The 23,667-nt window shown below is 56.8% G+C and carries 26 protein-coding genes; 4 read left to right on the top strand and 22 right to left on the bottom strand.

Translation table 11 applies throughout. The annotated features are described in order from the left end of the window. Window positions 1-103 precede the first annotated feature (103 nt). The gene (xseA, locus tag ABMA60_RS16520; protein ID WP_392805390.1) at window positions 104-1,471 is read left to right on the top strand and encodes an exodeoxyribonuclease VII large subunit; all 1,368 of its coding nucleotides are present in this window, start codon (window positions 104-106) and stop codon (window positions 1,469-1,471) included. A gap of 37 nt (window positions 1,472-1,508) precedes the next feature. Here xseA and der read toward each other — a convergent pair whose 3' ends face one another. The 17 genes from der to iscR all read right to left on the bottom strand — a co-directional run bounded on the left by der (window position 1,509) and on the right by iscR (window position 17,754). After that, the gene (gene der / locus ABMA60_RS16525) at window positions 1,509-2,912 is read right to left on the bottom strand and encodes a ribosome biogenesis GTPase Der (RefSeq protein WP_392805393.1); all 1,404 of its coding nucleotides are present in this window, start codon (window positions 2,910-2,912) and stop codon (window positions 1,509-1,511) included. Continuing rightward, a complete protein-coding gene (locus tag ABMA60_RS16530) occupies window positions 2,912-4,066 on the bottom strand; it encodes a PQQ-binding-like beta-propeller repeat protein (protein ID WP_392805395.1) in 1,155 nt (384 codons plus the stop codon). Before ABMA60_RS16530 ends, der begins: the two co-directional genes overlap by 1 nt. Continuing rightward, window positions 4,066-4,701, bottom strand: a complete 636-nt coding sequence (locus ABMA60_RS16535) for a YfgM family protein (RefSeq protein WP_392805398.1) — start codon at window positions 4,699-4,701, stop codon at window positions 4,066-4,068. Before ABMA60_RS16535 ends, ABMA60_RS16530 begins: the two co-directional genes overlap by 1 nt. Before the next feature lie 66 nt (window positions 4,702-4,767). Next, window positions 4,768-6,021 (bottom strand): histidine--tRNA ligase, encoded by a 1,254-nt coding sequence (gene hisS / locus ABMA60_RS16540; protein WP_392805607.1) that lies wholly within the window; start codon window positions 6,019-6,021, stop codon window positions 4,768-4,770. Window positions 6,022-6,094: 73 nt separating this feature from the next. Next, the gene (gene ispG / locus ABMA60_RS16545; protein WP_392805610.1) at window positions 6,095-7,213 is read right to left on the bottom strand and encodes a flavodoxin-dependent (E)-4-hydroxy-3-methylbut-2-enyl-diphosphate synthase; all 1,119 of its coding nucleotides are present in this window, start codon (window positions 7,211-7,213) and stop codon (window positions 6,095-6,097) included. A gap of 5 nt (window positions 7,214-7,218) precedes the next feature. After that, the gene (locus ABMA60_RS16550) at window positions 7,219-7,983 is read right to left on the bottom strand and encodes a tetratricopeptide repeat protein (protein WP_392805401.1); all 765 of its coding nucleotides are present in this window, start codon (window positions 7,981-7,983) and stop codon (window positions 7,219-7,221) included. Continuing rightward, window positions 7,980-9,155, bottom strand: coding sequence for a 23S rRNA (adenine(2503)-C(2))-methyltransferase RlmN (rlmN, locus tag ABMA60_RS16555; RefSeq protein WP_392805403.1), 1,176 nt, complete (start codon window positions 9,153-9,155; stop codon window positions 7,980-7,982). The genes ABMA60_RS16550 and rlmN overlap by 4 nt, the downstream gene beginning before the upstream one ends. A gap of 85 nt (window positions 9,156-9,240) precedes the next feature. Then, the gene (ndk, locus tag ABMA60_RS16560; protein ID WP_392805406.1) at window positions 9,241-9,666 is read right to left on the bottom strand and encodes a nucleoside-diphosphate kinase; all 426 of its coding nucleotides are present in this window, start codon (window positions 9,664-9,666) and stop codon (window positions 9,241-9,243) included. Between the two features lie 155 nt (window positions 9,667-9,821). Beyond that, on the bottom strand, window positions 9,822-10,250 hold the full coding sequence (locus ABMA60_RS16565; RefSeq protein ID WP_392805409.1) for a SufE family protein: 429 nt from the start codon (window positions 10,248-10,250) through the stop codon (window positions 9,822-9,824). 43 nt (window positions 10,251-10,293) lie between these two features. Then, window positions 10,294-10,824 carry a putative Fe-S cluster assembly protein SufT gene (gene sufT / locus ABMA60_RS16570; RefSeq protein ID WP_392805411.1) on the bottom strand — a complete coding sequence of 177 codons (531 nt, stop codon included), beginning with the start codon at window positions 10,822-10,824 and terminating at the stop codon, window positions 10,294-10,296. 10 nt (window positions 10,825-10,834) lie between these two features. Further along, the gene (locus ABMA60_RS16575) at window positions 10,835-11,212 is read right to left on the bottom strand and encodes a HesB/IscA family protein (RefSeq protein WP_392805414.1); all 378 of its coding nucleotides are present in this window, start codon (window positions 11,210-11,212) and stop codon (window positions 10,835-10,837) included. Between the two features lie 30 nt (window positions 11,213-11,242). Continuing rightward, a complete protein-coding gene (locus tag ABMA60_RS16580; RefSeq protein ID WP_392805417.1) occupies window positions 11,243-12,463 on the bottom strand; it encodes an aminotransferase class V-fold PLP-dependent enzyme in 1,221 nt (406 codons plus the stop codon). Beyond that, entirely contained in the window at window positions 12,460-13,755 is a 1,296-nt protein-coding gene (sufD, locus tag ABMA60_RS16585; protein ID WP_392805420.1) for a Fe-S cluster assembly protein SufD, read from the bottom strand. Before sufD ends, ABMA60_RS16580 begins: the two co-directional genes overlap by 4 nt. Before the next feature lies 1 nt (window position 13,756). Beyond that, window positions 13,757-14,506, bottom strand: coding sequence for a Fe-S cluster assembly ATPase SufC (gene sufC / locus ABMA60_RS16590; protein ID WP_392805423.1), 750 nt, complete (start codon window positions 14,504-14,506; stop codon window positions 13,757-13,759). A gap of 94 nt (window positions 14,507-14,600) precedes the next feature. Next, window positions 14,601-16,037: a Fe-S cluster assembly protein SufB gene (gene sufB, locus ABMA60_RS16595; protein ID WP_392805425.1), complete on the bottom strand. Its 1,437-nt coding sequence runs from the start codon at window positions 16,035-16,037 to the stop codon at window positions 14,601-14,603. Between the two features lie 29 nt (window positions 16,038-16,066). Next, window positions 16,067-17,236, bottom strand: a complete 1,170-nt coding sequence (locus tag ABMA60_RS16600) for an aminotransferase class V-fold PLP-dependent enzyme (RefSeq protein ID WP_392805426.1) — start codon at window positions 17,234-17,236, stop codon at window positions 16,067-16,069. After that, on the bottom strand, window positions 17,233-17,754 hold the full coding sequence (gene iscR / locus ABMA60_RS16605; RefSeq protein ID WP_392805429.1) for a Fe-S cluster assembly transcriptional regulator IscR: 522 nt from the start codon (window positions 17,752-17,754) through the stop codon (window positions 17,233-17,235). The genes ABMA60_RS16600 and iscR overlap by 4 nt, the downstream gene beginning before the upstream one ends. Window positions 17,755-17,992: 238 nt before the next feature. Between iscR and ABMA60_RS16610 the strand changes: the two genes are divergently transcribed. Then, window positions 17,993-18,640 (top strand): 2OG-Fe(II) oxygenase, encoded by a 648-nt coding sequence (locus ABMA60_RS16610; RefSeq protein ID WP_392805431.1) that lies wholly within the window; start codon window positions 17,993-17,995, stop codon window positions 18,638-18,640. 13 nt (window positions 18,641-18,653) lie between these two features. Here ABMA60_RS16610 and ABMA60_RS16615 read toward each other — a convergent pair whose 3' ends face one another. After that, window positions 18,654-19,025, bottom strand: coding sequence for a hypothetical protein (locus ABMA60_RS16615; protein WP_392805433.1), 372 nt, complete (start codon window positions 19,023-19,025; stop codon window positions 18,654-18,656). Between the two features lie 144 nt (window positions 19,026-19,169). On the opposite strand from ABMA60_RS16615, the gene ABMA60_RS16620 reads away from it, so the two are divergent. Next, window positions 19,170-20,048, top strand: a complete 879-nt coding sequence (locus ABMA60_RS16620) for a bile acid:sodium symporter family protein (protein WP_392805435.1) — start codon at window positions 19,170-19,172, stop codon at window positions 20,046-20,048. A gap of 49 nt (window positions 20,049-20,097) precedes the next feature. Here the strand turns inward: ABMA60_RS16620 and ABMA60_RS16625 are convergent, their stop codons facing one another. From ABMA60_RS16625 to ABMA60_RS16635, 3 genes are all read right to left on the bottom strand, one after another. Continuing rightward, window positions 20,098-20,631: a dihydrofolate reductase family protein gene (locus ABMA60_RS16625; RefSeq protein ID WP_392805438.1), complete on the bottom strand. Its 534-nt coding sequence runs from the start codon at window positions 20,629-20,631 to the stop codon at window positions 20,098-20,100. Window positions 20,632-20,714: 83 nt separating this feature from the next. Then, complete coding sequence (locus ABMA60_RS16630; protein ID WP_392805441.1) at window positions 20,715-21,650, bottom strand: DMT family transporter; 936 nt, start codon at window positions 21,648-21,650, stop codon at window positions 20,715-20,717. Window positions 21,651-21,661: 11 nt separating this feature from the next. Continuing rightward, the gene (locus ABMA60_RS16635; protein WP_392805443.1) at window positions 21,662-22,045 is read right to left on the bottom strand and encodes a DUF2750 domain-containing protein; all 384 of its coding nucleotides are present in this window, start codon (window positions 22,043-22,045) and stop codon (window positions 21,662-21,664) included. A 146-nt stretch (window positions 22,046-22,191) separates the two neighbouring features. Between ABMA60_RS16635 and ABMA60_RS16640 the strand changes: the two genes are divergently transcribed. Continuing rightward, window positions 22,192-23,097, top strand: a complete 906-nt coding sequence (locus ABMA60_RS16640) for a 1,4-dihydroxy-2-naphthoate polyprenyltransferase (RefSeq protein WP_392805446.1) — start codon at window positions 22,192-22,194, stop codon at window positions 23,095-23,097. On the opposite strand, the gene ABMA60_RS16645 is transcribed toward ABMA60_RS16640, so the two are convergent. After that, window positions 23,094-23,636 carry a nucleotidyltransferase family protein gene (locus tag ABMA60_RS16645; protein WP_392805448.1) on the bottom strand — a complete coding sequence of 181 codons (543 nt, stop codon included), beginning with the start codon at window positions 23,634-23,636 and terminating at the stop codon, window positions 23,094-23,096. The genes ABMA60_RS16640 and ABMA60_RS16645 overlap by 4 nt on opposite strands. Window positions 23,637-23,667: the final 31 nt, after the last annotated feature.

The raw sequence follows: 23,667 nt of genomic DNA on the forward strand, positions 1-23,667 counted from the left end.
AATGCGGGCCGCACATATGTAACCGCCGTTATTGATATAAAGGCTGATCAAAACGCCCGTCCGGGCGAGTGCCGCCTGGGCCTATCTCTATTCCAGGACTTCCATGGCACTGTCAGACCCGCAAGCACCGCTCACCGTCAGTCAGCTCAACCGCCAGGTTAAATTCCTGCTGGAAAACCAGTATCCGGCCGTTCCGGTCAGTGGCGAACTGTCGAATGTGGCACGGCCTGCGTCTGGCCATCTGTATTTCACGCTGAAAGACGGCAACGCTCAGGTGCGCTGCGCCATGTTCCGCTCCAGCCTGCAACGCTCCAGCTATAAACCCAAAGAAGGCGACCAGGTCATCGTGCGTGGCCGGGTTAGCTTGTATGAAGGCCGTGGCGATTATCAGATCATCGTGTCGTCGATGCAGCCCGAAGGTGAAGGCGCCTTGCAACAGGCGTTCTTCCAGCTCAAGGAACGCCTGGAAAAAGAAGGTCTGTTTGCGGCTGAACATAAGCAGCCGCTGCCGGATCACATTCGTACGCTGGGTGTTGTCACCTCGCGCACCGGGGCGGCGCTGCACGATATTCTGACCGTACTTAAACGACGCTTCCCTGCTATGGCGGTCATTCTTTATCCGGTCGCCGTTCAGGGCGAGGAAGCACCGGGGCAGATCGTACGCGCCATTGAAACCGCCAACCGGTTGAACCAGGTTGATGCCTTGATCGTTGGTCGTGGTGGGGGTTCGTTGGAAGATTTGTGGTCGTTTAATGAAGAAATCGTCGCGCGGGCGATTTTCAATTCCCGCTTGCCCATCGTTTCCGCTGTTGGTCACGAGGTCGATGTGTCGATCAGCGACTTTGTCGCCGATGTGCGCGCCGCTACGCCGTCTCAGGCAGCCGAATTGGTCAGCCCCGATCAGAATGATATTCGCCGCGCGCTGATCAACCAGCGCGCTCGCCTGGCGCGAGGGCTCGACCAACGCCTGCAAGCTGATCGCCGGCGTTTGTACCATGCGCGTCAGCGGCTGCGTGATCCGGGTGGTTTATTGCGCGAATGGCAGCAACGCTTGGACGACCGTGCAGGTCGGTTAATACGGGCGCTGAAATCGGGTCAACGCAGTCGCGCTCAGGCCTTTACCACTCTTACCGCCCGTTTGCGTCGTGCCAGCCCAGTCAATCAACTGAACAGCGACCGACGCCGCCTGGAACAGCTCGATAAACAACTGCGCCGACTGGCCCAACAACAACTGCCACCGCGTCGGCAACAGCTGGGCTCGCTGGCCAGCCGACTGAATGCCTTATCGCCGCTCAATACGTTAGAGCGCGGCTACAGCATCACTCGCGATGAAAACGACAAGGTGGTGCAGAACGCTGACACCCTAACGCCTGGCCAACGCATCACTACCTTGCTGCGTCAGGGACGAGTCGTCAGTAGCGTAGAGAAGATCGAAATGGAGGAGCCGTTAACGGCTCCCAAGGCAGACTGAGGCAAGCCGGCAACCCGGGATCGGGTTGCCATTTTCTTTAACGGCGGCCGCCGCGTTGAGTGCGACCTTTAGCGTGCTCGCGACTCTTGCGTACCCCGGTGCGAGTACTGGCTTTATTGGCATAGGGATTCTCACCCACGACGAATTCAAAACGAATCGGCGTACCACGCACCTTCAAGGCTTTGCGAAAGGCATTTTCCAGATAGCGCTTGTAACTGCCCGGCAACTCGTTGAGCTGATTGCCGTGCACCACGATCACCGGCGGATTAGAACCGCCCTGGTGGGCATAACGCGGCTTGATGCGTCGACCGCGCACCATCGGCGGTTGGTGCAGCTCGATCACACCTTTCAGAATATTGGTCAGCTGATTGGTGCTCCACTTGCCCCGCGCTGACGCGTAAGCCTGGTTCACCGACTTGTACAGATGGCCGACGTTGGTGCCATGCAGCGCCGAGATAAAGTGAATATCGGCCCAATCCAAAAACGGCAGGCGCCGTTCAATGCTTTCTTTAATGTGGTCTTTTTTGTCCTGATCCAGGCCGTCCCATTTGTTAATGGCAACCACCAACGCCCGACCCGATTCCAGCACAAAGCCGAGCATGTGCATGTCTTGCTCGACCAGACCATCGCGCGCATCGATCACCAGAATAACCACGTTGGCATCCTGGATCGCCTGCAGCGTTTTAACGATGGAGAATTTCTCCACCGCCTCAGAAATACTTTTACGGCGCCGCACACCAGCGGTATCGATCAGCGTATAGGCCTGATCATCACGCTCGTAAGGGATGTAGATGGAATCCATGGTGGTGCCGGGATGGTCGTAAACCACGACTCGTTCTTCACCAAGCATGCGATTAACCAGGGTCGACTTACCAACATTGGGCCGGCCGACGATGGCCAGACGGATGCTGTCGTCATCGTCTTCGGTCGCCAGCGGATCGTCATCGGCCGGAAATTCGGCGAGCACGTCTTCGAGCAGTGAGCGCACACCTCGGTTGTGAGCAGCCGCAATTGGCCGCGGCGACTCTTTCAAACCCAGCTCGTGAAAATCGCCCAGGACCACATCGGTATCCAGACCATCGGTCTTGTTAACCACCAGATGCACCGGCTTACCGGTTTTGCGCAGATGCTGGGCAATGTGGTTATCGGCGGCGGTCACACCCGATTGTGCATCGGTGATAAAGAGCACCACATCGGCTTCTTCGATGGCGGCCATCGATTGCTGAGCCATGCGCTCATCGAGGCCTTCTTCAAAGCCGCTGATCCCACCGGTATCGATAACGATAAAGGAACGATCATCGAGCTTGCCGTCACCGTATTTACGGTCACGCGTCAGCCCCGCCCAATCGGCGACCAGAGCGTCGCGACTGCGCGTAAAGCGGTTAAACAGGGTAGATTTGCCGACGTTCGGTCGGCCAACCAAGGCAATTACCGGGATCATTAACGAGCCTCGTTGGGCTGACGGAACGACAGCCGTTTGATTCGCGACGAGTTGCCTTGTTGCAGAATATAGTCGTCACCCAAAGCCACCGGCGCGGTGCTGGCACCGGTCCAGTCGACCAGACGAGTGGCCAGCCATTCACCGGTTTCGGCGTCGAGCAGATGCACATAACCATCGGCATCGGAGACCGCCAGTTTATCTTTCCAGGGTAGCACCTGACTCAGACGACGGTAGGTGAATTGCTCCTGAGTCCAGACCACAGCCAGGGTGCGCGGATCCAGCGCCACCACATGGCTCTGATCGTTCACCGCGTACCAGTAATTCTGACCCGGTATTACAGCGCGGTAAGTCGACAACAGCTGGCTGGCCAGAACCTGACCGGAAGCTGCATCCAACACCAGCATATCGCCCTGATAGCCAGCAGCGAGCAGGTAATCGCCGACACGAGTGACGCTGGCATCCACATCGACCAAGCGGCTGACATCGGTCTTACCTTGAGCGCGGGCGATGCGGTATTCCCAGGCGGGCGAACCATCGGCCAGGCTCAAACCAACCAGTTTGCCGTTGGCCAGACCAGTGACCACCAGATCATTCACCAGCAGCGGTCGGGCGGTACCGGTAATGGTCAACTCCGGTTCGGCGTCCTGATAGACCCACAGCGGCCGGCCGGTATTGCGCTCCAGCGCCATCACCCGGCCGTCCATGGTCTGCACGATCAGACGGTCTTCGAGCAGCAGAGGCGCTTCGGTTGCCAGCGCGGATATAGCACTGGACCAGAGCTCGCGGCCGTCCCAGTCGAACAGTTTGACGTCGCCATTGCCGGTCATGATCACCATCTGACGCTCATCGGCGGCCAGTGGCGCGGTAATTTGATCGGCCAGTTGGCGACGCCAGATAAACTTGCCCGACTCCGACAACAACGCCACTTCACCCAGCGGCGAAGCGGTCAGAATGCCGCGGTCAGTCACCAGCGGAGCGATGCGGCTGAACGGCATCTCGGTGTAACGCTCTTCGAGCATCTGCCACCAGTCGATGCGCAGATCGACCAGTTGCGGCCGCTCTTCCGGCAAAGGTGCCTGAGCTTCACGCAGTGAACCGCCGGCACAGGCCGTCAACAGGCTGACCAGCGCGGCCAGAATCAGGGCATTGCGCATTAAGCTTCGTCCGTCTCAGTCGCCAGGTCGTTCAACTTCATTTCCAGATAAGGCGCATTGACGCCTTGCTGGGCGGATTCTTCCAGAGCGGTCTGGTAGGCAGCACGAGCCGCATCCACATCACCCTGGCTGAGCAGGATGTCACCACGCAGTTCATGGCTGGGCACTTCGAAGCCTTCACGATCAATGGCGTCCAATTCGGCCAAGGCAGCGTCATAGTTTTCTGCTGAATAATGCACGCGCGCCAGACGCAGATGCACTACCGGCGCCAGGCTGTCATCGGCGTTATCCAGCGCCCATTCCAACTCGTCCACCGCAGCGACAAGATCGCCGCCCTCAACCGCCTGCTTGGCGCCTTGCAACGCAGCGTAAACACCATAAACGGTGTCGCTGTATCCGCTTTTCAGATTATCAATACGCGCAGCGACGGTGTCGGCATCTTCATTTTCCACAGCGCTCATCAAATCATCATAAAGCGTGGACGCGGCTTCGAGTTTGGACTGGCTTGTGTTCTTGTAGAACGTCCAGCTGAAAAAGGCCACCAGGGCCACCAGAACGGCGCCAATGACGTAGTTGCCGTAAACCGACCACCACTTTTTGATCGCTTCAATCTGTTCCTGTTCTGTGTCGTACACCTTGTCACTCCTGCTGTCAGAGGCGTCCTTCAGTCACAACCGAAGGCTTTCTTGTCATTAATAGAGTCAGTTAGTCAGCAACGACTGCAACTGATCGGCGGCCACATCAAAGCCGCACTGAATTTGTTCGCGATCATCCCGCAATGGCTTGATGGTCAGCTGCTGCCGGGCGACTTCATCGTCACCCAAAATCAACGCCAAAGGCGCGGCGGATTTATCGGCTTTTTTCATCTGGCTCTTAAAGGAACCACCGCCGCAGTTCACTTGCAGACGCAAACCGGGAATCTCACTGCGCAACTGCTCGGCCAGCTTGAAACCCTCGCGCGAGGCGGCATCGCCGGCCAGAATAAAGTAGGCATCCAGGGTTGCAAAGACGCTGGACGGAATCTTTTCAAGGGTTTCCAGCAACAGTATCAGTCGCTCAACGCCTAAGGCGAAACCGGCGGCCGGCGTTTCCTTGCCTCCGAGTTGCGGTACCAGGCCATCGTAACGACCGCCACCGCAAACAGTACCCTGAGCACCCAGGCTCTCGGTGATCCATTCAAAGACGGTGCGCGAGTAATAATCCAGACCACGGACCAGGCGCGGATTGATCACGTACTTCACGCCGGCGCCATCGAGCAACTCGCACAACAGCTGGAAATGCTCACGCGATTCGTCATCGAGATAGTCATCAAAGACCGGTGCGTCGTTGAGCAACGCCTGGGTGGTTTCGCTTTTGGAATCGAGAATGCGCAAAGGATTGGTGTGCAAGCGCTTCTGGCTGTCGTCATCCAACTGATCGGCAACGCCTTCCAGAAAACTCACCAGGGCATCGCGATAGCTGGCGCGTGCGGCACTGCTGCCGAGCGTATTCAGATGCAGGGTAACGTGCTCACTCAAACCTAAATTGTTGAGCAGACGCGCGCTTAACAGAATCAATTCGGCATCGATATCGGCGCTGGCCATGCCGAAAGTTTCGGCGCCAATCTGATGAAACTGACGGTAACGACCTTTCTGCGGACGCTCGTAACGGAACATCGGACCGGTGTACCACAACCGCTGTACCTGGTTGTGCAATAAGCCGTGCTGCAAGGCCGCGCGCACGCAACCTGCGGTGCCTTCCGGACGCAGCGTCAGGCTGTCGCCGCCGCGGTCTTCGAAGGTATACATTTCTTTTTCGACAATATCGGTATGCTCACCCACACCGCGTTTGAACAACGCCGTCGGCTCGACCACTGGCATGCGAATTTCACGATAACCATATTGGTCGAGCACGGCGCGCACCTGCGCTTCCAGATACTGCCAGACTGGACTTACGTCCGGCAGAATGTCGTTCATGCCACGAATGGCTTGCAGTGTGGACAACTCACTTTCTCCCGATTACAACACAGCGACAACGAACTGAAACCGATCAGTCCTTGGCGATCAGGTTCGCCTCTTGCGCTTCTTTTTCAGCCACTTTCTGACGGATCAGTTTTTCGTAGTGATCCACCAGATTGTCGTGACCGACCTTATGATCTTTTTCGCCATCAACATAAATCAGATGCTGAGGCGTACCGCCGGTCAGACCGACATCGGCTTCTTTGGCTTCTCCCGGACCATTGACAATGCACCCGATGACGGCGACATCGAGCGGTGTCATCACATCATCAAGACGCTCTTCCAAAGCGTTCATGGTGCCGATGACATCGAAGTTCTGGCGCGAGCACGACGGACAGGCAATAAAGTTAATGCCTTTAGAACGCAGTCGCAGACTCTTCAGAATATCAAAGCCGACTTTGACTTCTTCGACCGGGTCCGCCGCCAGCGACACCCGCAAGGTATCGCCAATGCCATCCATCAACAGCATGCCCAGACCAACCGACGATTTTACCGTACCCGAACGCAAGCCACCGGCTTCGGTAATACCCAAGTGCAACGGCTGGTCAATCTGATCGGCAATCTTGCGATAGGCCGCGACCGCCATAAACACATCCGAGGCTTTCAGGCTGAGCTTGAATTCGTGGAAGTCGAGGCGATCGAGAATATCGATATTAGTCAGCGCCGATTCCACCAAGGCGTCCGGTGTCGGTTCGCCGTATTTGCGTTGCAGATCTTTGCTCAACGAACCGGCGTTGACGCCAATACGAATCGGAATGCCGTGATCTTTAGCCGACTGCACCACCGCACGCACGCGGTCTTCACGACCAATATTGCCCGGGTTAATACGCAAGCAATCGACGCCCAACTCGGCGACACGCAGCGCAATTTTATAATCGAAATGGATGTCGGCGACCAAAGGCACATCGACGCGCTGGCGGATTTTGCCAAAGGCTTCGGCGGCATCCATAGAGGGCACAGAAACGCGAACGATATCGGCACCCGCCTGATGAATACGATTAATCTGCTCGACGGTGGCATCGACATCGCGCGTTTCGGTGTTGGTCATGCTCTGCACCGATATCGGCGCATCGCCACCCACCGGCACCGAACCTACCCAGATCTTACGCGAGACCCGGCGTTTAATCGGGCTTTGATGGCGTTTGTTCATATCACTCATCGTTCCTCCCGCCAGCTTTGATAAAGCTGGAATTCCTCGCTGTTGGCAAAACGAGCGGCCAATTGTTCAGCCAGTTTATTAACCAGTTCAGCGTCATGATTCGAGTCCGCCAGGCGAATGCCTAACCACAGACTGCTGGCACTTTGATCAGCTTCCGCCAACTGCATAAACGACTGATAAGCATCGAAGGCAGCAGCCTGTTCATTGTGTTCATTGAGCAGATCGGCCAATCCCAAATAAGCACTGGCACGGTCGGCATCGAGCGTCAGTGCACGACGATAGGCATCAATAGCTGCACTATCATTGCCAAGACGACGTTCACTCAGGGCCAGATATTCAAAACTCTGAGCGCGACGTTGGAAAAACGCATCCTCGGTCACCTCAATAAAACCATCACGGGCGGCCTGATAACGGCCTTCGTTATACAGAAAAACGGCGTACTGAAACATCGATTCAGTACCACCGCCATAACGCACCGCGCGTTTAAAATTCTCTTCCGCCAGCGCCGTTTCGCGCTCGACATCAAACACCCGCGCCAAACCTAAATAGGCGCCGGCCGCTTCATCATCGAGCGACAAAGCTTCGTTCAAGGCGGCCTTGGCCTGGTGCAAATTGTTGTTCTCGAAATGGCGATAGCCGATCTGTATATAGGTCTGTACCGCTTTATCGGTATTGGCCTGGCCATCCAGACGACTGCTGCTGGTAGCAACGCAGCCTGCCAGCAGCACAGTCAGCAGCGCCGCCAGTGTCAGCCGTTTCACAGCGATCCCCGCTGGCCCCGGCTAGAGGCGATGTCAGCCGCGGTACGGCCCAGTTCCACCGCTTCGATATAACGCACCGAACGCTTGGTTTTGTCGCTTACCTGACCGACCAACTGGCCGCAGGCGGCATCGATATCGTCACCGCGTGTCTTGCGAATGGTGACGTTGTAGCCAGCGGCATGAAGGATATCGCGGAAACGATGCATGCGATTATTGCTCGGCCGTTCGTAACCGGAATTGGGAAACGGATTAAACGGAATCAGGTTGATCTTGCACGGCGTATTACGCAACACCTGCACCAATTCATGGGCGTGCTCCGGCTTATCATTAACGCCGTTGATCAGGGTGTATTCGATGGTGGTAACACGCTTCTCGCTGAACCGCGACATATAGTGATTACAGGCATCGAGCACCTGTTGAATGCCATACTTTTTATTCAGCGGCACCAGCGTATTGCGCAGCGCATCATTGGGCGCGTGCAGCGACAGCGCCAAGGCCACATCGGTCACTTTGGCCAGTTCATAAATAGCCGGAACCACACCGGAGGTACTGAGCGTAACGCGACGCTTGGACAGGCCGTAGGCGTTGTCGTCCATCATCAGGCCCATGGCCTCGACGACGTTATCGAAATTCAACAGCGGCTCGCCCATGCCCATCATCACCACGTTGGTGATGCGGCGTTCTTTGGCGGACGACTGACCGTCTTCACCGACTTCGAAAGACCGTGCCGCTACCCAAACCTGAGCGATAATTTCCGCCGAGCTGAGGTCGCGGTTAAAGCCTTGCTTACCGGTGGAACAAAATGAACAGTCCAGCGCGCAGCCAATCTGCGATGACACACAGAGGGTGCCGCGACCGTCTTCAGGAATATAAACCGTTTCGACCGCACTGCCGCCGGGCATTTTCATGACCCATTTGCGCGTGCCGTCTTTGGAATCTTTGCAGTAGGTAACCTCGGGGGTGACGATTTCCGCCACTTCCTTGAGCTTTTCGCGCAAGGCTTTGCTGACGTCAGTCATGGCATCAAAGTCATCAACACGACGCTGGTGAATCCATTTCAGCACCTGGGTGGCGCGAAACTTTTTCTCGCCCAGTTCGTTGACGAAAAAATCTTCCAGCGCGGGTAAACCCATGCCCAGAAGATTAACTTTGGATGGTGCCTGTTCAGTCATTTTGGTTCCCGATGGTTACGGAAGACGCTTGACGAGAGACGCTTGACGCTAACTTGGTTTGGCGTCTCCCGTCAGGCGTTAAGCTTTATCGAGCGCAGATTTCGCTCTCATTGAAAAAGTACGCAATTTCGCGTTCGGCAGAAGCCGGGGCGTCAGAGCCGTGTACGGCGTTGGCGTCGATGCTGGCGGCGAAGTCGTGACGCAGAGTACCAGCGGCAGCTTCAGCCGGGTTGGTCGCGCCCATGATTTCACGGTTTTTGGCAATGGCGTTGTCGCCTTCCAACACCTGAACCACAACCGGGCCTGAGGTCATGAACTCAACCAGAGCGCCGAAGAAAGGACGTTCTTTGTGTTCGGCGTAGAAACCCTCGGCCTGTTCCTGGCTCAAGCGCAGCATTTTGGAGCCGACGATGGTCAGACCAGCGGTTTCAAAACGGCTGTAGATGGCGCCGATCAGGTTCTTGGCAACGGCGTCGGGCTTGATGATGGACAGAGTACGTTCTTTGGCCATGGGCATTATTCTCCACTGAGGGTCAATTGGTCGGCGGCGGATTATACGTGGCCGGCCGGCCCGTTACCATGGCCGCACCCTCGTTGCACCCCATTTTACCGACTCAAATGACAAAACAGCGGTCAACAACGGCATCGAAACGTTTGAATAGCCGTTTAAACAGCGTTTTGTACGGCGATATCGCGAATTCGACCGACCATGGCACGCAAACCATTGCCGCGCGTCGGGCTCAGATGACGCACCAGATCGAGCTTGCCGAAGTAGTCTTCAACATCAAAATCCAAAATCGCCTGGCTGGAACGTCCGTTGTAGGCCGCCAATACCACTGCCAGCAGACCGCGCACGATATGAGCGTCAGAATCCGCCTGGAAATAGAGCCGTTCGTTATCGACGCTGTGCGCCAACCAGACCTGGCTTTGGCAGCCGCGCACGATGCGCTCGTCGGTTTTCAGGCTGTCATCCATCGCTGGCAGTTCTTTGCCCAGATCGATGATGTAGCGATAGCGGTCTTCCCAGCTATCGAAGAAAGACAGGGCTTCGAGAATGTCGTCAGGCGTGATGTCGACGCCGAATTCGCTGCTCATGGTTCTATCCCATGGTTAAAAAGCTGAAATAAAGCGGTCGGGATTAAAAAAACAGCCCGGTCTCAAGCCGGGCCTCTTCACTCATGCGCTCCCGGTTCCAGGGTGGATCGAACACCAGTTCGACCTCGACCGCTTCAATGCCCGGCACCCGGGCAACTCTATATTTAACGTCATCGACCAGTACCGGGCCCATGCCGCAACCCGGCGCGGTCAGCGTCATCTCAATGTGAGCCGTCTGACCGTCGATGCGCACGCCGTAGATCAACCCGAGATCGACAATATTGACCGGTATTTCCGGGTCATAAACCGTCGCCAAGGCTTGCCACAGATGGGCTTCATCGGGTTGGCCGTCGGCACTGGGCGCAAACTCCAACACCTGCGGCTCCATGCCGATGGCATCGCCATCCAGGCCATCAATACGCGCCATATTGCCTTGATGTACCACGGTGTAATTGCCACCCAGCGACTGCGTCAGGGTAATAAAGCTGTCGGCCGGGATGGTAATGGGGGTTCCAACCGGAACCAGACGCGCCGGTACATCGCGTTGCGTCACCACCATGCGTTTTTCAGTCATCGGCGAGCGCTCACACCGCCTCTTCTTGGTCGATGATAAAGCTCTCGCCGCAACCGCATTCTGCGCTGACGTTGGGGTTGTTGAACTTGATCACTCGATTAACGCCATCGGCGCCAAAATCGATCTCGGTACCACGCACAATCGGCAAGGCGCTTTTCTCTACGAACAAAGTTACGTCGTCGGCGACGGCAAATTGCAGATCGCTGTCATCCGCTTCAGAGACAAAATCAACCACATACATGTAGCCCGAGCAGCCACTTTCTTTCACCGCCAGGCGAATGCCCGAGGCACCGGCCTGTTGGATCTGGCGACGGGCGTGTTCGACCGCCGCAGCGGTCATGGTAACCGCAGGTGCGGCCTGGTTCGGGTCGAAGGATTCAACACTCATGAGATCCCCTCCTGTTGCTGGCCATGATGGTCACAGCAAAAATGTTTTTACTTTGTCGAGGCCGGCGAACAGAGCGTCGACATCGTCCCTACTATTATAGAGCGCGAAACTGGCGCGGACCGTTCCGGTAATACCAAAACGTTCCATCACCGGCATGGCGCAATGGTTACCGGTGCGTACGGCGATACCCTGTTGATCGAGCAACATGCCAATATCGGCCGGGTGAGCGCCTTCCAGCAAAAAGCTAAGCACACCGGCGCGGTGATCCGCTTCACCGATCAAGCGCAAACCTTGATAAGACTGAGCGCGCTCGACTGCGTAATTGAGCACATCGGTTTCATGCGCGGCCAGCGCTGTGCGATCCAGCCCTTCGAGAAACTCAACCGCCGCGCCCATACCGATGGCACCGGCAATATTGGGGGTGCCCGGTTCGAATTTATAGGGCAGCGCATTATAAGTCGTGCCGGCAAAAGAGACCGTTTCAATCATCTCGCCACCGCCCATAAAGGGTGGCATCGCCTGTAGCAGCTCGCGCTTGCCGTAGAGCGCGCCCATACCGGTCGGGCCGTACATTTTATGCGCTGAGAAACTGTAGAAATCGCAATCCAGCGCCTGGACATCCAGCAGCCAGTGCGCCACGGCCTGAGCACCGTCGATCAATACCTTGGCACCCACGGCATGGGCTTTCTCAACAATGCTTTCGACCGGGTTCACCGTGCCCAGCGCATTGGAAACGTGGACGACCGAAACCAATTTGACGCGCTCATCGAGCAGATCATCCAGCGCCGCCAGATCAATCTGACCCTGGTCGTCGACTGGCATCGGCACCAATTCGCAACCGGTCTGACCGGCGAGCAACTGCCAGGGTACGATATTGGCGTGGTGTTCCATGGTCGACACCAGCACCCGGTCACCCTGACGCAGATGCTCGCGCCCCCAACTGAACGCCACCAGATTAATGCCTTCGGTGGTGCCCTTGGTCCAGATAATTTCTTCGCGATTGGCGGCATTAATAAAACCGCGCACCGCTTCCCGCGCGGCTTCAAACTTGCCGGTGGCTCGATCACTCAGAGCATGAGCACCGCGGTGCACATTGGCGTTATCGTGGCGGTAGTAATCGCAAATCGCATCGATCACCACATTGGGCTTTTGCGTGGTAGCACCGTTATCCAGATACACCAGCGGCTTGCCGTTGACCTGCTGATCCAGGATCGGAAACTGGGCGCGTATTTCGGCAAGGTTAAAACTCATGCCAAAGGCTCCAGCGCGGCGCCCTGGGCAAAGCGTTCACGCAACAGCGGCTGCAATAAATCCCGCACCGGAGCGTCAGCCAGACCATCGAGCAATTCGTTAATAAAGGCGAAATTCAACATCACCTCGGCTTCTTCACGACGAATGCCACGCGCCAGAAAATAAAACAGCGCGCTGTCGTCTCGCTGAGCAACGGTGGCACCATGAGCGCACTTAACGTCGTCAGCATAAATTTCCAGTTCTGGCTTGGTATCCACTTCCGCCTGATGACTGGTCAGCAGGTTTTTGTTGCTTAATTCAGCCAGAGTTTTTTGCGCATCTTTATGGATATGAATGCGGCCGTTAAAAACCGCCTTGGCTTTATCGGCGATGATGCCGCGAAACACTTCGCTGGAGGTGCAGTGCGGCACGCAATGCTCCAACGTCGTGTGATAATCGATATGTTCTTGACCGCGCGGCAAATAGACGCCATTCAAACTCAATTCAGCGCCACTGCCGTTGTGTTCAACCACCAGATCCTTGCGCTTCAAAGTACCACCGAGCGCCATATGAAAGCTGTCGAGATTGGCGTAGCTGCTTAAGGATGCATGCACCGAACCCAGATGGCGCACATCGCCTTCTTCAAGCAACAGATGGTAATGCCGCAGGCGCGCATTAGCGGCCAACTGCAATTCGGTGACCGGATTAATAAAGACCGCACCGCTCGCTTCGTTGCTGAAGGTTTCCACTAAAGTCGCTTCGGCGCGATCACCAAGATCGACCAGTATTCGTACCGGAATGACGCGTTCGGTCGCCGCCGAGGAAATCACCTGATTCAGATGCAGCGGTTTATCGAGCACCGTGCCTGGCGCAATTTCAATCCACACCGCTTCGGTCAACATCGCCTGATTAAACACATTAAACAGCTGACGTTCACCGGCCAGGGTTTTGCTCAGTCGTTGCTCGAATTCACTGCGTGTTTGCGCATCGGCTTTTGACAACAAACGCACACTGACGCCTTCCGGCAATTCGTCATGATTGACCAGTTGTCCATCCACCAGTGTCAGCGTCAGGCGTGACCAATCGCCAAAATCGACACCCTGAGCAGCGCTGGATGGCGCTGCCAGTTGCCAGTCGGTATGGGTCAAGGAACGCAGCGGCGTGTATTTCCAGTCTTCGGTTTTACGCGTCGGCCAGGGGGTATTGCTGAAACGTTCCCAGCCGAGCGCGCGCCAGTTTGACAGCCAGCTCCAGTCGGTCGCTGCCTGCAACTGTTGATGCGCATTCTGTGCCTGCATTGATACCACGGCCACCTCAGGCTACCTCCTCGTCGATCCATCCGTAGCCTTGCTTTTCCAGTTCCAGCGCCAGCTCACGACCACCGGATTTGACGATCTTGCCTTTGGCCAGAACGTGAACGTAATCGGGCACGATATAGTCGAGCAGACGCTGATAGTGGGTCACCACTATCATGGCGCGATCGGGGCTGCGTAACGCATTGACGCCATTCGCAACCACTTGCAAGGCATCAATATCCAGACCGGAATCGGTTTCGTCGAGAATGCACAGCTTGGGTTCGAGCAACATCATCTGCAGCAGTTCGTTGCGCTTTTTCTCGCCGCCGGAAAAGCCTTCATTGACGCCACGCTTGAGGAAGTCCTGCGGCAAATCCACCGCCTGACATTTCTCCCGCGCCAGTTTGATAAAGTCCATCGAACTCATGGCTTCCTGACCGCGCGAGCGGCGGATCGCATCGACGCTGGCTTTTAGAAATTCCATATTGGAAACGCCGGGAATTTCAACCGGATATTGGAACGCCAGAAACAGACCCGCCTGGGCGCGTTCTTCCGGTTCCAGATCAAACAAAGACTGGCCATCGAATTCGGCGCTGCCGCCGGTTACTTCATAGCCAGGGCGGCCGGCCAGAACATGACCGAGCGTACTTTTGCCGGCGCCGTTCGGGCCCATGATGGCGTGCACTTCGCCCGCTTTTACGTCCAGATTCAGGCCGCGCAAGATGGCTTTGTCGTCTATCTGGGCGGAGAGGTTGTCAATCTTAAGCATTGCGTTGGTATCCGTCGTTTAACTCTTTATCGGTACGATTGCCGTACGTTTACCGCCGGTATCAGCAACCGGCCGCTGACTCATTCCGGTGCGTTTAACCCACCGCGCCTTCGAGGCTGACTTCCAGCAATTTGCCGGCCTCGACCGCAAATTCCATCGGTAATTCCTTGAACACTTCCTTGCAAAAACCGTTGACGATCATCGACACCGCCTTCTCCGGATCGATGCCACGTTGCTGGCATAAAAACAGCTGGTCGTCGCTGACTTTTGAGGTCGTCGCTTCGTGCTCGATCACCGCGGTCGGGTTTTTCGATTCAATGTACGGGAAGGTATGAGCGCCGCACTGATCGCCAATCAACAGCGAATCACACTGAGTGTAGTTACGCGCGCCTTCGGCACCCGGGTTCATGCGCACCAGACCGCGATAGGCATTTTCCGAACGCTTGGCGCTGATGCCTTTGGCGATGATGGTCGAACGAGTGTTTTTGCCCAGGTGAATCATCTTAGTACCGGTATCGGCCTGCTGATAATTCGAGGTCAGCGCCACCGAATAAAACTCACCGATGCTGTCGTCGCCTTTCAAAATGCACGACGGGTATTTCCAGGTGACCGCTGAACCGGTTTCCACCTGAGTCCAGGAAATTTTCGAGCGGTTGTGCGCCATGCCGCGCTTGGTGACGAAGTTAAAAATACCGCCCTCGCCTTTTTCATTACCCGGGTACCAGTTCTGTACGGTCGAGTATTTAATCTCGGCATCGTCCAGTGCGACCAGCTCAACCACGGCGGCGTGCAACTGGTTTTCATCGCGCATCGGCGCGGTGCAACCTTCCAGGTAACTGACATGGCTGCCTTCATCGGCAATCAACAGAGTGCGCTCAAACTGACCGGTTTTGGCTTCGTTAATGCGGAAATAGGTCGACAATTCCATCGGGCAACGCACGCCTTTGGGAATGTAGACAAAGCTGCCGTCGGAGAACACCGCCGAGTTCAGCGCCGCATAAAAATTATCTTTCTGCGGCACCACGGAACCGAGGTATTTCTTCACCAGCTCCGGGTATTCCTGAATGGCTTCAGAAATGGAGCAGAAAATAACCCCGGCATCTTTGAGTTTTTCGCGGAAGGTGGTGCCTACAGAGACCGAGTCGAACACCATGTCGACAGCGACACCGGCCAGCACTTCCTGCTCGTGCACAGGAATGCCCAGCTTCTCATAGGTGCGCAGCAATTCCGGATCGACTTCATCGAGCGACTTGGGCCGATCTTCCATGCTCTTGGGCGAGGAATAATAGGACAACGACTGAAAATCCGGCTTGGGATATTTCACGTGTGCCCAGTTCGGTTCTTCCATTTCCAGCCAGGCACGGAACGCCTGCAGACGCCACTCGAGCATCCATTCAGGTTCCTGTTTCTTGGCCGAAATCAGTCGGATAACGTCTTCGTTCAGGCCCGGTGGAATCGTCAAGGATTCAACATCCGTGGTCCAACCCGCGGCGTATTCCGATTTCAGATACTGCTCAATATTTTCACTCATGGTCTATCACCTAGAGGACGGTCGTCCTTTTAGGAAGCCACCGATGACTGCTTACGCAGCGCCGGCACGGCTTCACGAATACTGTCGATGGCCTGATCCACTTCTGCAGTGGTTGTGTAGCGTCCCAGGCTGAAACGCAACGAACCGTGGGCCACGCTGTCGGCCAGGCCCATGGCTTTTAAAACATGTGACGGTTCAACGCTGGCGGAGGTACAGGCCGAACCGGTACTGACCGCCAGTTGCCGTAACGCCATCATCAGCGCTTCGCCGTCGACGCCAGCAAAGGCCACATTTAAATGGCCGGGCGTGCGTGGTGCGCCGCCACCGTTAATATGCACATCACCCAGATCGGCGATGCCCGCCCACAAACGATCACGTAAGGCGCCGATGCGTTCGGCTTCTTCAACAAGTTCGGTTTTGGAGATGCGTGCGGCTTCGCCCATGGCAACGAGTTGATGGGTCGCCAGGGTGCCCGAACGCATGCCTCGTTCATGACCACCGCCGTGAATCTGAGCTTTCAGTTCCAGGGTCGAACGCCGCTTCACATAGAGCGCGCCGACACCTTTGGGCGCATAAAATTTATGGCCGGAAATTGACAACAAGGTCGCCTGCCAAGCCGTCACATCGACCGGAATTTTGCCCACCGCCTGAGCGGCGTCGATATGAAACCAGATATCCCGTTCGGCCAATAGAGCACCGATTTCAGCAACCGGATTCAACACCCCGGTTTCGTTGTTAGCGGCCATGATGCTAACCAAACGGGTATTGGGCTGAAGCGCCTCGGCGACCGCTGCGGCACTGATCACGCCATCACGATCGGGCGACAATACCGTCACACCGTAACCTTGTTTGCGCAGGTATTCGGCTGGGTCGAGAATGGCTTTGTGCTCGGTTGCGCTGACGATCAGATGGCAATCATCGGGCGCAAAATTCTCCGCCACACCTTTTAACGCCAGGTTGTTGCTCTCGGTAGCGCCGCTGGTCCAGACGATTTCGCGATTGTCGGCTCCGATCAACTCAGCCAGCTCATTACGGGCTTCTTCCACCGCTTCTTCCGCGAGCCAACCAAGCAGGTGGGAGCGCGAGGCCGGGTTGCCATACTGACCTTCGCGGGTCAGAAACTGCATCAACTTCTGCGCCACTCGCTCATCAACCGGCGTGGTGGCGGCGTAATCAAAATAAATAGGTGCGTTATTCATAGCTGACTCGCCAGGATGGTCGCTTCGCTGGACCGGCGCTTAGCGCCCTCGTCCACCGGCACCTCGCCCTGGCTCTCCTGCAAATACAAATTCTGACGTTGATTGACCGATTGGATGTCGCGCCGGGCGACCAGATCGGCCAGGGAAATATCATCGAGAAAATCGTGAATCTGGGAACTGAGGTCCTGCCACAGATGATGCGTTAAACAGACCTCGCCCTGCTGGCAGCCGGTTTTGCCTTTGCAGCGGGTGGCATCGAGGCTTTCACTGACCGCATCAACCACGTCAGCGACGCTGATTTCTGCGCTGGTACGACCCAGACGATAACCACCACCCGGTCCACGCACCGAGGTCACCAACTCATGACGACGCAGTTTGGAGAACAGCTGTTCCAGGTAGGACAGCGAAATATCCTGTCGCTGTGAGATATCGGACAGGCTGATCGGGCCGGCATGCTGGTTCAGCGCCAGGTCCAGCATGGCGGTGACCGCGTAGCGGCCTTTGGTGGTTAATCTCATAACGCGGCTCCCGTGCGGGTTCCAGGCTCGGTTGCAACCTCAATAGTGGCGCGAATTATAAATACCCGAGTAAAACAGTCAACTATTTATACCGCTCTATTTCGGGGCCTGGCGGCGCTTTTCAAGGGCTTTGTTCGAGTCGAAAGGCGTTCCAGTAGTGATCGTCACGATCAAAAGTTTTTGCTTTACCCGCCGTCATCGGTCGCTATGCTCGCCGGTCCGCTTTGAGGATATGCATTTGATCATCCAACCTGCTACCCAGCCGCTCTGGGATTACGACCTGATCGCTGATCGCCTGCGCGGCCCCGGTTGGGTTTCTTTGCCCCTGGGCGTGGAATCTGGCCTGGCGTTGGATCTGCTGCAGGATTTGCACCGCCTGCCAGAAGACCAATGGCGCCAGGCGGGTATTGGCCGTCGCCAGGATCACCATACTAACGAGCTGATTCGCCGCGATGCCACCAGTTGGTTAACCGGGAACACCGAGGCTCAACAGCGTTATCTGGCGGCAACCGAAGCCTTACGGGTGGAGTTGAACCGGCGTTTACTGCTGGGGTTGTTCGACTACGAATGCCATTACGCCCGCTATGACAGTGGCGCTTTTTATCGCAAGCATCTGGATGCGTTTCGCGGCCGCTCCAATCGGGTACTGACCACCGTCACCTATCTGAACCCAGACTGGAATTCATCCAATGGCGGCGAGATCGTGCTCTACGATCACGACGACAGCGAACTGACCAGACTGCAACCCAGCCTCGGCGCCATGGTGATTTTTCTCAGCGAAGAGTTCCCACACGAAGTACTGGCCGCCAACCGCAGCCGCTTTTCCATAACCGGCTGGTTTCGGCGTAACAACAGTACGGCCGACTGGGTCGACCCGGCGCGTTGATCGACCGGCCGGCTCAGGACAGCAGCAGCCGCACGCCCATCAGCAGCAAATAGACAACCAGGACCGCCAGCGCATAACGCCAATCAGGCCACAACAGCGGTCCGCGCTTTCCCGTCAGCAAGGCACTTTTGCCCAGCAGCACGCGGCCACCACGGTGGCTCAAATAAAACCCCAGCATAAACAGCAAAGGGTGCAGTAACAGCGTCACACTGGTGGCACCGAGCACCGCCGGACTCATCTCGACACCATAGCCGAACACATAAAAAGTCAGGCTTTGCAGCGTACCCAGCCCACCGATTACCGCCAGGACCAGACCCGGCGCCAGCGCCAAAAAACCCACCAAGACTTGCCCAAAATAATTAACGCCGCTGCGTTGCATCAACATAACAACTCGCTCAATTTATTGACTGTCATAAACCGTCAGGCAGCAACCTGCCATACAAAAACCACCGCGCCACTTGCCGTAGGTCAAGGTCGTAGCGGCCAGGTTGTATAGCCTGAGGCTGTCATAACTCAAGGACTGTAACTGATGTCAGCCACACTTTCTCAAGTCATTCTGCCGCTGGTGCTCGCCTTCATTATGTTGGCGATGGGCCTGGGCTTAACCCGCCAACATTTTATCAAGGTGCTGCAAGCACCAGCGCTGCCGTTGTTGGGTTTGGCGTTACAGATGCTGTTGTTGCCCGCCTTGGCGCTGGTGGTTATCGCCGCGCTGCGTCTGGATGGCGCCACCGCCGCCGGTTTGTTTTTACTGTCGCTGTGCCCCGGCGGCGCTACCTCGAATCTGTTTGCCTATCTCGCTAACGGCGAGGTGGCGCTGAGCATCAGCCTGACCGCCATCAGCAGCCTGCTGGTGCCCTTCACGCTGCCGCTGTTGTTTGGTCTTTACCTGACTCAGGCGGGCGGCGACTGGGTTGCCCTGCAATTACCGATCGCCACCACCATCAAACAATTGATGGCGGTTACTTTGGTACCGGTATTAGTCGGCATGGCCATCCGTCACTGGGCCAGTCGACTGGCGGACCCGTTGGAACCCTGGTGCAAACGGATCGGCACCGGCTTGATGTTGCTGGTGGTGCTGGGCCTGATCATCACTAACTGGAGCCGGCTGCTGAACCCGACTCAGGCGCTGGCGGTGTTGCTGCTGTCGTGCGTCGCCATGCTGGCCGCTGGCTGGATTGCCGCCCGCCTGCGTCTGCCAGTGGCGGCAACCCGCACACTGGCCGTCGAGGTGGGCATTCAAAACGCCGGTACGGCTTTGCTGGTGGCCATCAGCCTGATGCACCAGCCGGCCTTGGCCGCAGTACCGCTGATCTATGGCGTACTGATGAACCTGCCCGGCTTCGGTTATGTGGCCTGGGTGCGTTATCGCGATGCTCAGGCGGCGGCCAAACCCGCTAACGCCTGAGCAGCAGCAAGGGTTGAACTGAATGGCTGGCCCAGGAATTCGCCGACGGCTAACGCCGTCGATAATGCGACTGCACCAGACCGTTGGCGTAAGCCTGGGTATGCTGATGCTGGAACTTTAGGTCCGCGGGCAAGGCGCCAAAAAGTGGCCGCCCGGAACCGAGCAGCACCGGCACCCGGGTGATGATCATTTCGTCAATCAAGTCGACACTGAGACAGGATTGAATCAACTGGCCGCCATCGATGTACAGCCGCGTTTCGCCCTGGTCTTGCAACTGCTGCATTAGGTCATCCAGCGAACCAACAAAGCTTTCGGCATCATGCGCAAAGCCATCGGGCACCGCTGCTTTGCTGCGTGAGATCACCACCACGCGCTTGCCGTGATAAAACCAGTCGTCAAAGCTCAGCACCTGCTCGAAGGTGTGCCGCCCCATGACCACACAACTCACGGTGGCGATAAAATCGGCATAGCCAAAGTCTTCCTCATCAGGCGAATATTCCGGTCGCAATAACCAATCCAGAGTGCCATCGGGTCGGGCGATATAACCGTCCAGGCTGGTAGCAATAAACACCGCTGTTTGCATACAGAGTCTCACTTTTGGTGAACAGAGCGACGCAGTTTAGCTAGGCATTGGGACAGAAACGGACCGGATTAAACGAACCGTTTTTATTCGGCTCCACGGCTGCGCACCGCGAGCAAACCCGCCGCTGCGATCAACACGACTCCCAAGCTGGCGATCGGTCCAGGTACTTCGTGAAACAGCAGCGCACCCCAGGCGGTGGCAAAGGCGACATAGGCAAAATCGAAGGTGGCAACGGTGGTCGGCCGGCCCAATTGATAGGCCACCGCCGCACCAACACTGCCGACAATAATGGCGACCGCCAGCACGACCATGGCCGCCCACTGCAGCAAATTCATCGCGCCCCAGGCACCGAACAAAAAGGCTTCACCGGCACTCAGGGACGCGGAAGAAAACTGGCTCAGTACAAGGCTGAAACCGATGCCGAGCAACAACATCACCAGGTTCAGCCAGATCGACAACAGCAGCGGTTCTTCGTCGGCGCATTGCGAACGCGTCAGTATCATCGCCAGGGCATAGGCCAGTGCCGAGGCCAAGGGCAGCAAGCTATAGAGGTTAAGAGCCGAGGCGGTCGGCTGCAGGATCAACAAGACACCAACAGCGCCCAGCACAACGGCAAACCAACCGGCGCGACCAACGCTGTCGCCGAGCAGTATGGCGGCAAAGAGGGTAATAAAGATGGGCGAGGAATAATAAACCGCCGAGGCAATCGACAGCTCAACGTAAAGCAGCGAGGTGTAATAGGCGATCCACATGGCGCTGAGCAAGACGCTGCGCAGCAAGGTCCATCCCGGCCGCTTGGGCCACAACGCCAAGGCTTTGGTACGCCAACGCAACGCCACCGCCAAAACGGGTAATACCAAGAGCGAACGCAGCGTGAAAATCTGCCACAGCGTAAAGTGCGTGCTGATGCCCTTGATCACCGCATCGCCCAAGGCGAGGAAAAAACCGGTCGCCAGAATGACAGCGATGGCGACGCCAGTGTTATCGACTCGGCGCGACACCTTGGGCGATGGCGACACAGCGCGCCCGCTTAATCCTGACCAGCGGACAGCTGCTCAAGAAACTCTAAAGGTTCCAGCACGATGCCTTCTTCTTTTTTGCCGGGGAATATCGCCAACGCCAAGCCATCTTCCTGCAAGCCGGGCAACCAGCGTTCCAGCCAGGCAGCCAGATCGATGGCTAAGGGTGCGCAATCGGCCCAGTCACCACTGACCCACTGCTGGGCAAATTCGGCGTGCGGCCAGATCGGCAGACAGTCATCGCCATCGCAGGACATCAACACCGTGCCGTCGTCACCACGCAGCGTCCAGACCTGTTCATTTGCCAATACCGAACGCACCAGGAAATCGTAGCGTGCCTCGGCGGGCAAGGTGGGCACGGTATCGAGTTGTTGCTGGCTGGGAGACTGGGTCATAAAGGCATCCATCAAAAAACGGCATCATAACAAAGACGCCGCCTTAGGTCGCCGCACGCATTGCACCAGAGCTTGAGCCAGGTCAGCCGACGACAACGCTTTTGCGTTAGCATGGCGCTATAAATCTCCAAAAGGAATTCATTGGCATGACGGTCCAAACCAAAGATCGCACCAATCCCTGGTTACTGGCGGCGCGGCCGCGCACCTTGCCAGCGGCTGTTGCGCCCATCATAGCGGCGGTCGCCCTGGCCATTTATCACGGCCACTTCAACCCGACACTGGCGTTGTTGGCGCTGCTCTGCGCGCTGGGATTACAAATTCTGGTTAACCTGGCCAACGATCTGTTCGACGCCGAAAGCGGGGTCGACACTGGCGAGCGACTCGGACCGACCCGCGTCACCCAAAGCGGGCTGATTTCGCCGGCGCATATGCGTCGCGCGCTGTGGGTTTGTCTGTTGTTTTGTTTGCTGACCGGAACACCGCTGGTGATCGCCGGCGGCTGGCCACTGACGCTGGCCGGCATGGCCTCCATCATCGCCGCTCTGGCTTATTCCGCCGGTCCCTGGCCGCTCGCCAATCATGGTTTGGGTGAAGTGGCGGTGCTGATTTTCTTTGGACTGGTTGCGGTGATCGGCTGCTATTGGTTGCAAGCCGAACAATGGCACATCGCCAGTCTCTGGGTCGGTTTGATGGTCGGTCTGCCCTGCTGCGCTATTTTGATGGTCAATAACATCCGCGATATCGATACCGATCGTCGCAGCGGCAAAATCACCCTGGCGGTTCGGCTTGGCCCTAAGGGCGCTCATTGGCTGTACCGGGCGGCGTTAGTCAGCCCCCTGGTGCTGGCACTGGTTGCCGCAGGGTTGGGACAGTTACCACTGCTGTTGCCGGTCGCACTGCTACCCAGCCTGTACTGGGCCTGGCAGTTGGATCATCAACTGCGCCGCTATCGGGGCAGTGAACTCAATGCTTTGTTGGCCCACACCGCTCAGTACGAACTCAGAGTCAGTTTATTGATCGCCATTGTGCTGTTGCTGTTGGCGCTGGTTTAAATTCGAACCTTCAAGTGCGGCCAGGTCGTTAACCAGGATTTTTCCGCCTGACGTTGCGCAAAGACTTCCGGCTTGGGGCGCTTGGGGTTCAGGCTGAGATAACCATTCATGAGCGAATCCAACCCAAATGGCGCGATCAACTCGATCTCGCCAGTGCCGTTCAGGCGCACGCCGACAGCGGTCTCCACTTCCGGCCAATAACTCATGGCATCGGCCGTTGAACGATAAGGCGCATCACCATTGCGGTAATGCATCCGGGCCTGATTCTTTACCGACCAGGGCGCTTCCAGACCAGCGCTCAGGCGAGCTTGCAATTGTTGGTCGCGCTGTTCGTCGGTGTTACTGGCGTCGAAATAAATCAAATCCAGATCGGTTAAGGGCGTGATTTGCTGATACGCATGCAACCGATCCCAAACCAGATTGCGCACAAAACCAGCGGCCAGGCACCAGTCCGGCAGGTTCAGCTCGGCGGCAATGGTCAACGCCGCCATCCGCGCTGAATCCTGTTCAAGCCAGCGAAGCACTGGTTCGGTATTCACTAAGACAACGCCCTCTGTTCTGAAAAATTCA

Source organism: Saccharospirillum sp. HFRX-2, from assembly GCF_043196805.1.
In the GTDB taxonomy this organism is placed as follows: domain Bacteria; phylum Pseudomonadota; class Gammaproteobacteria; order Pseudomonadales; family Natronospirillaceae; genus Saccharospirillum.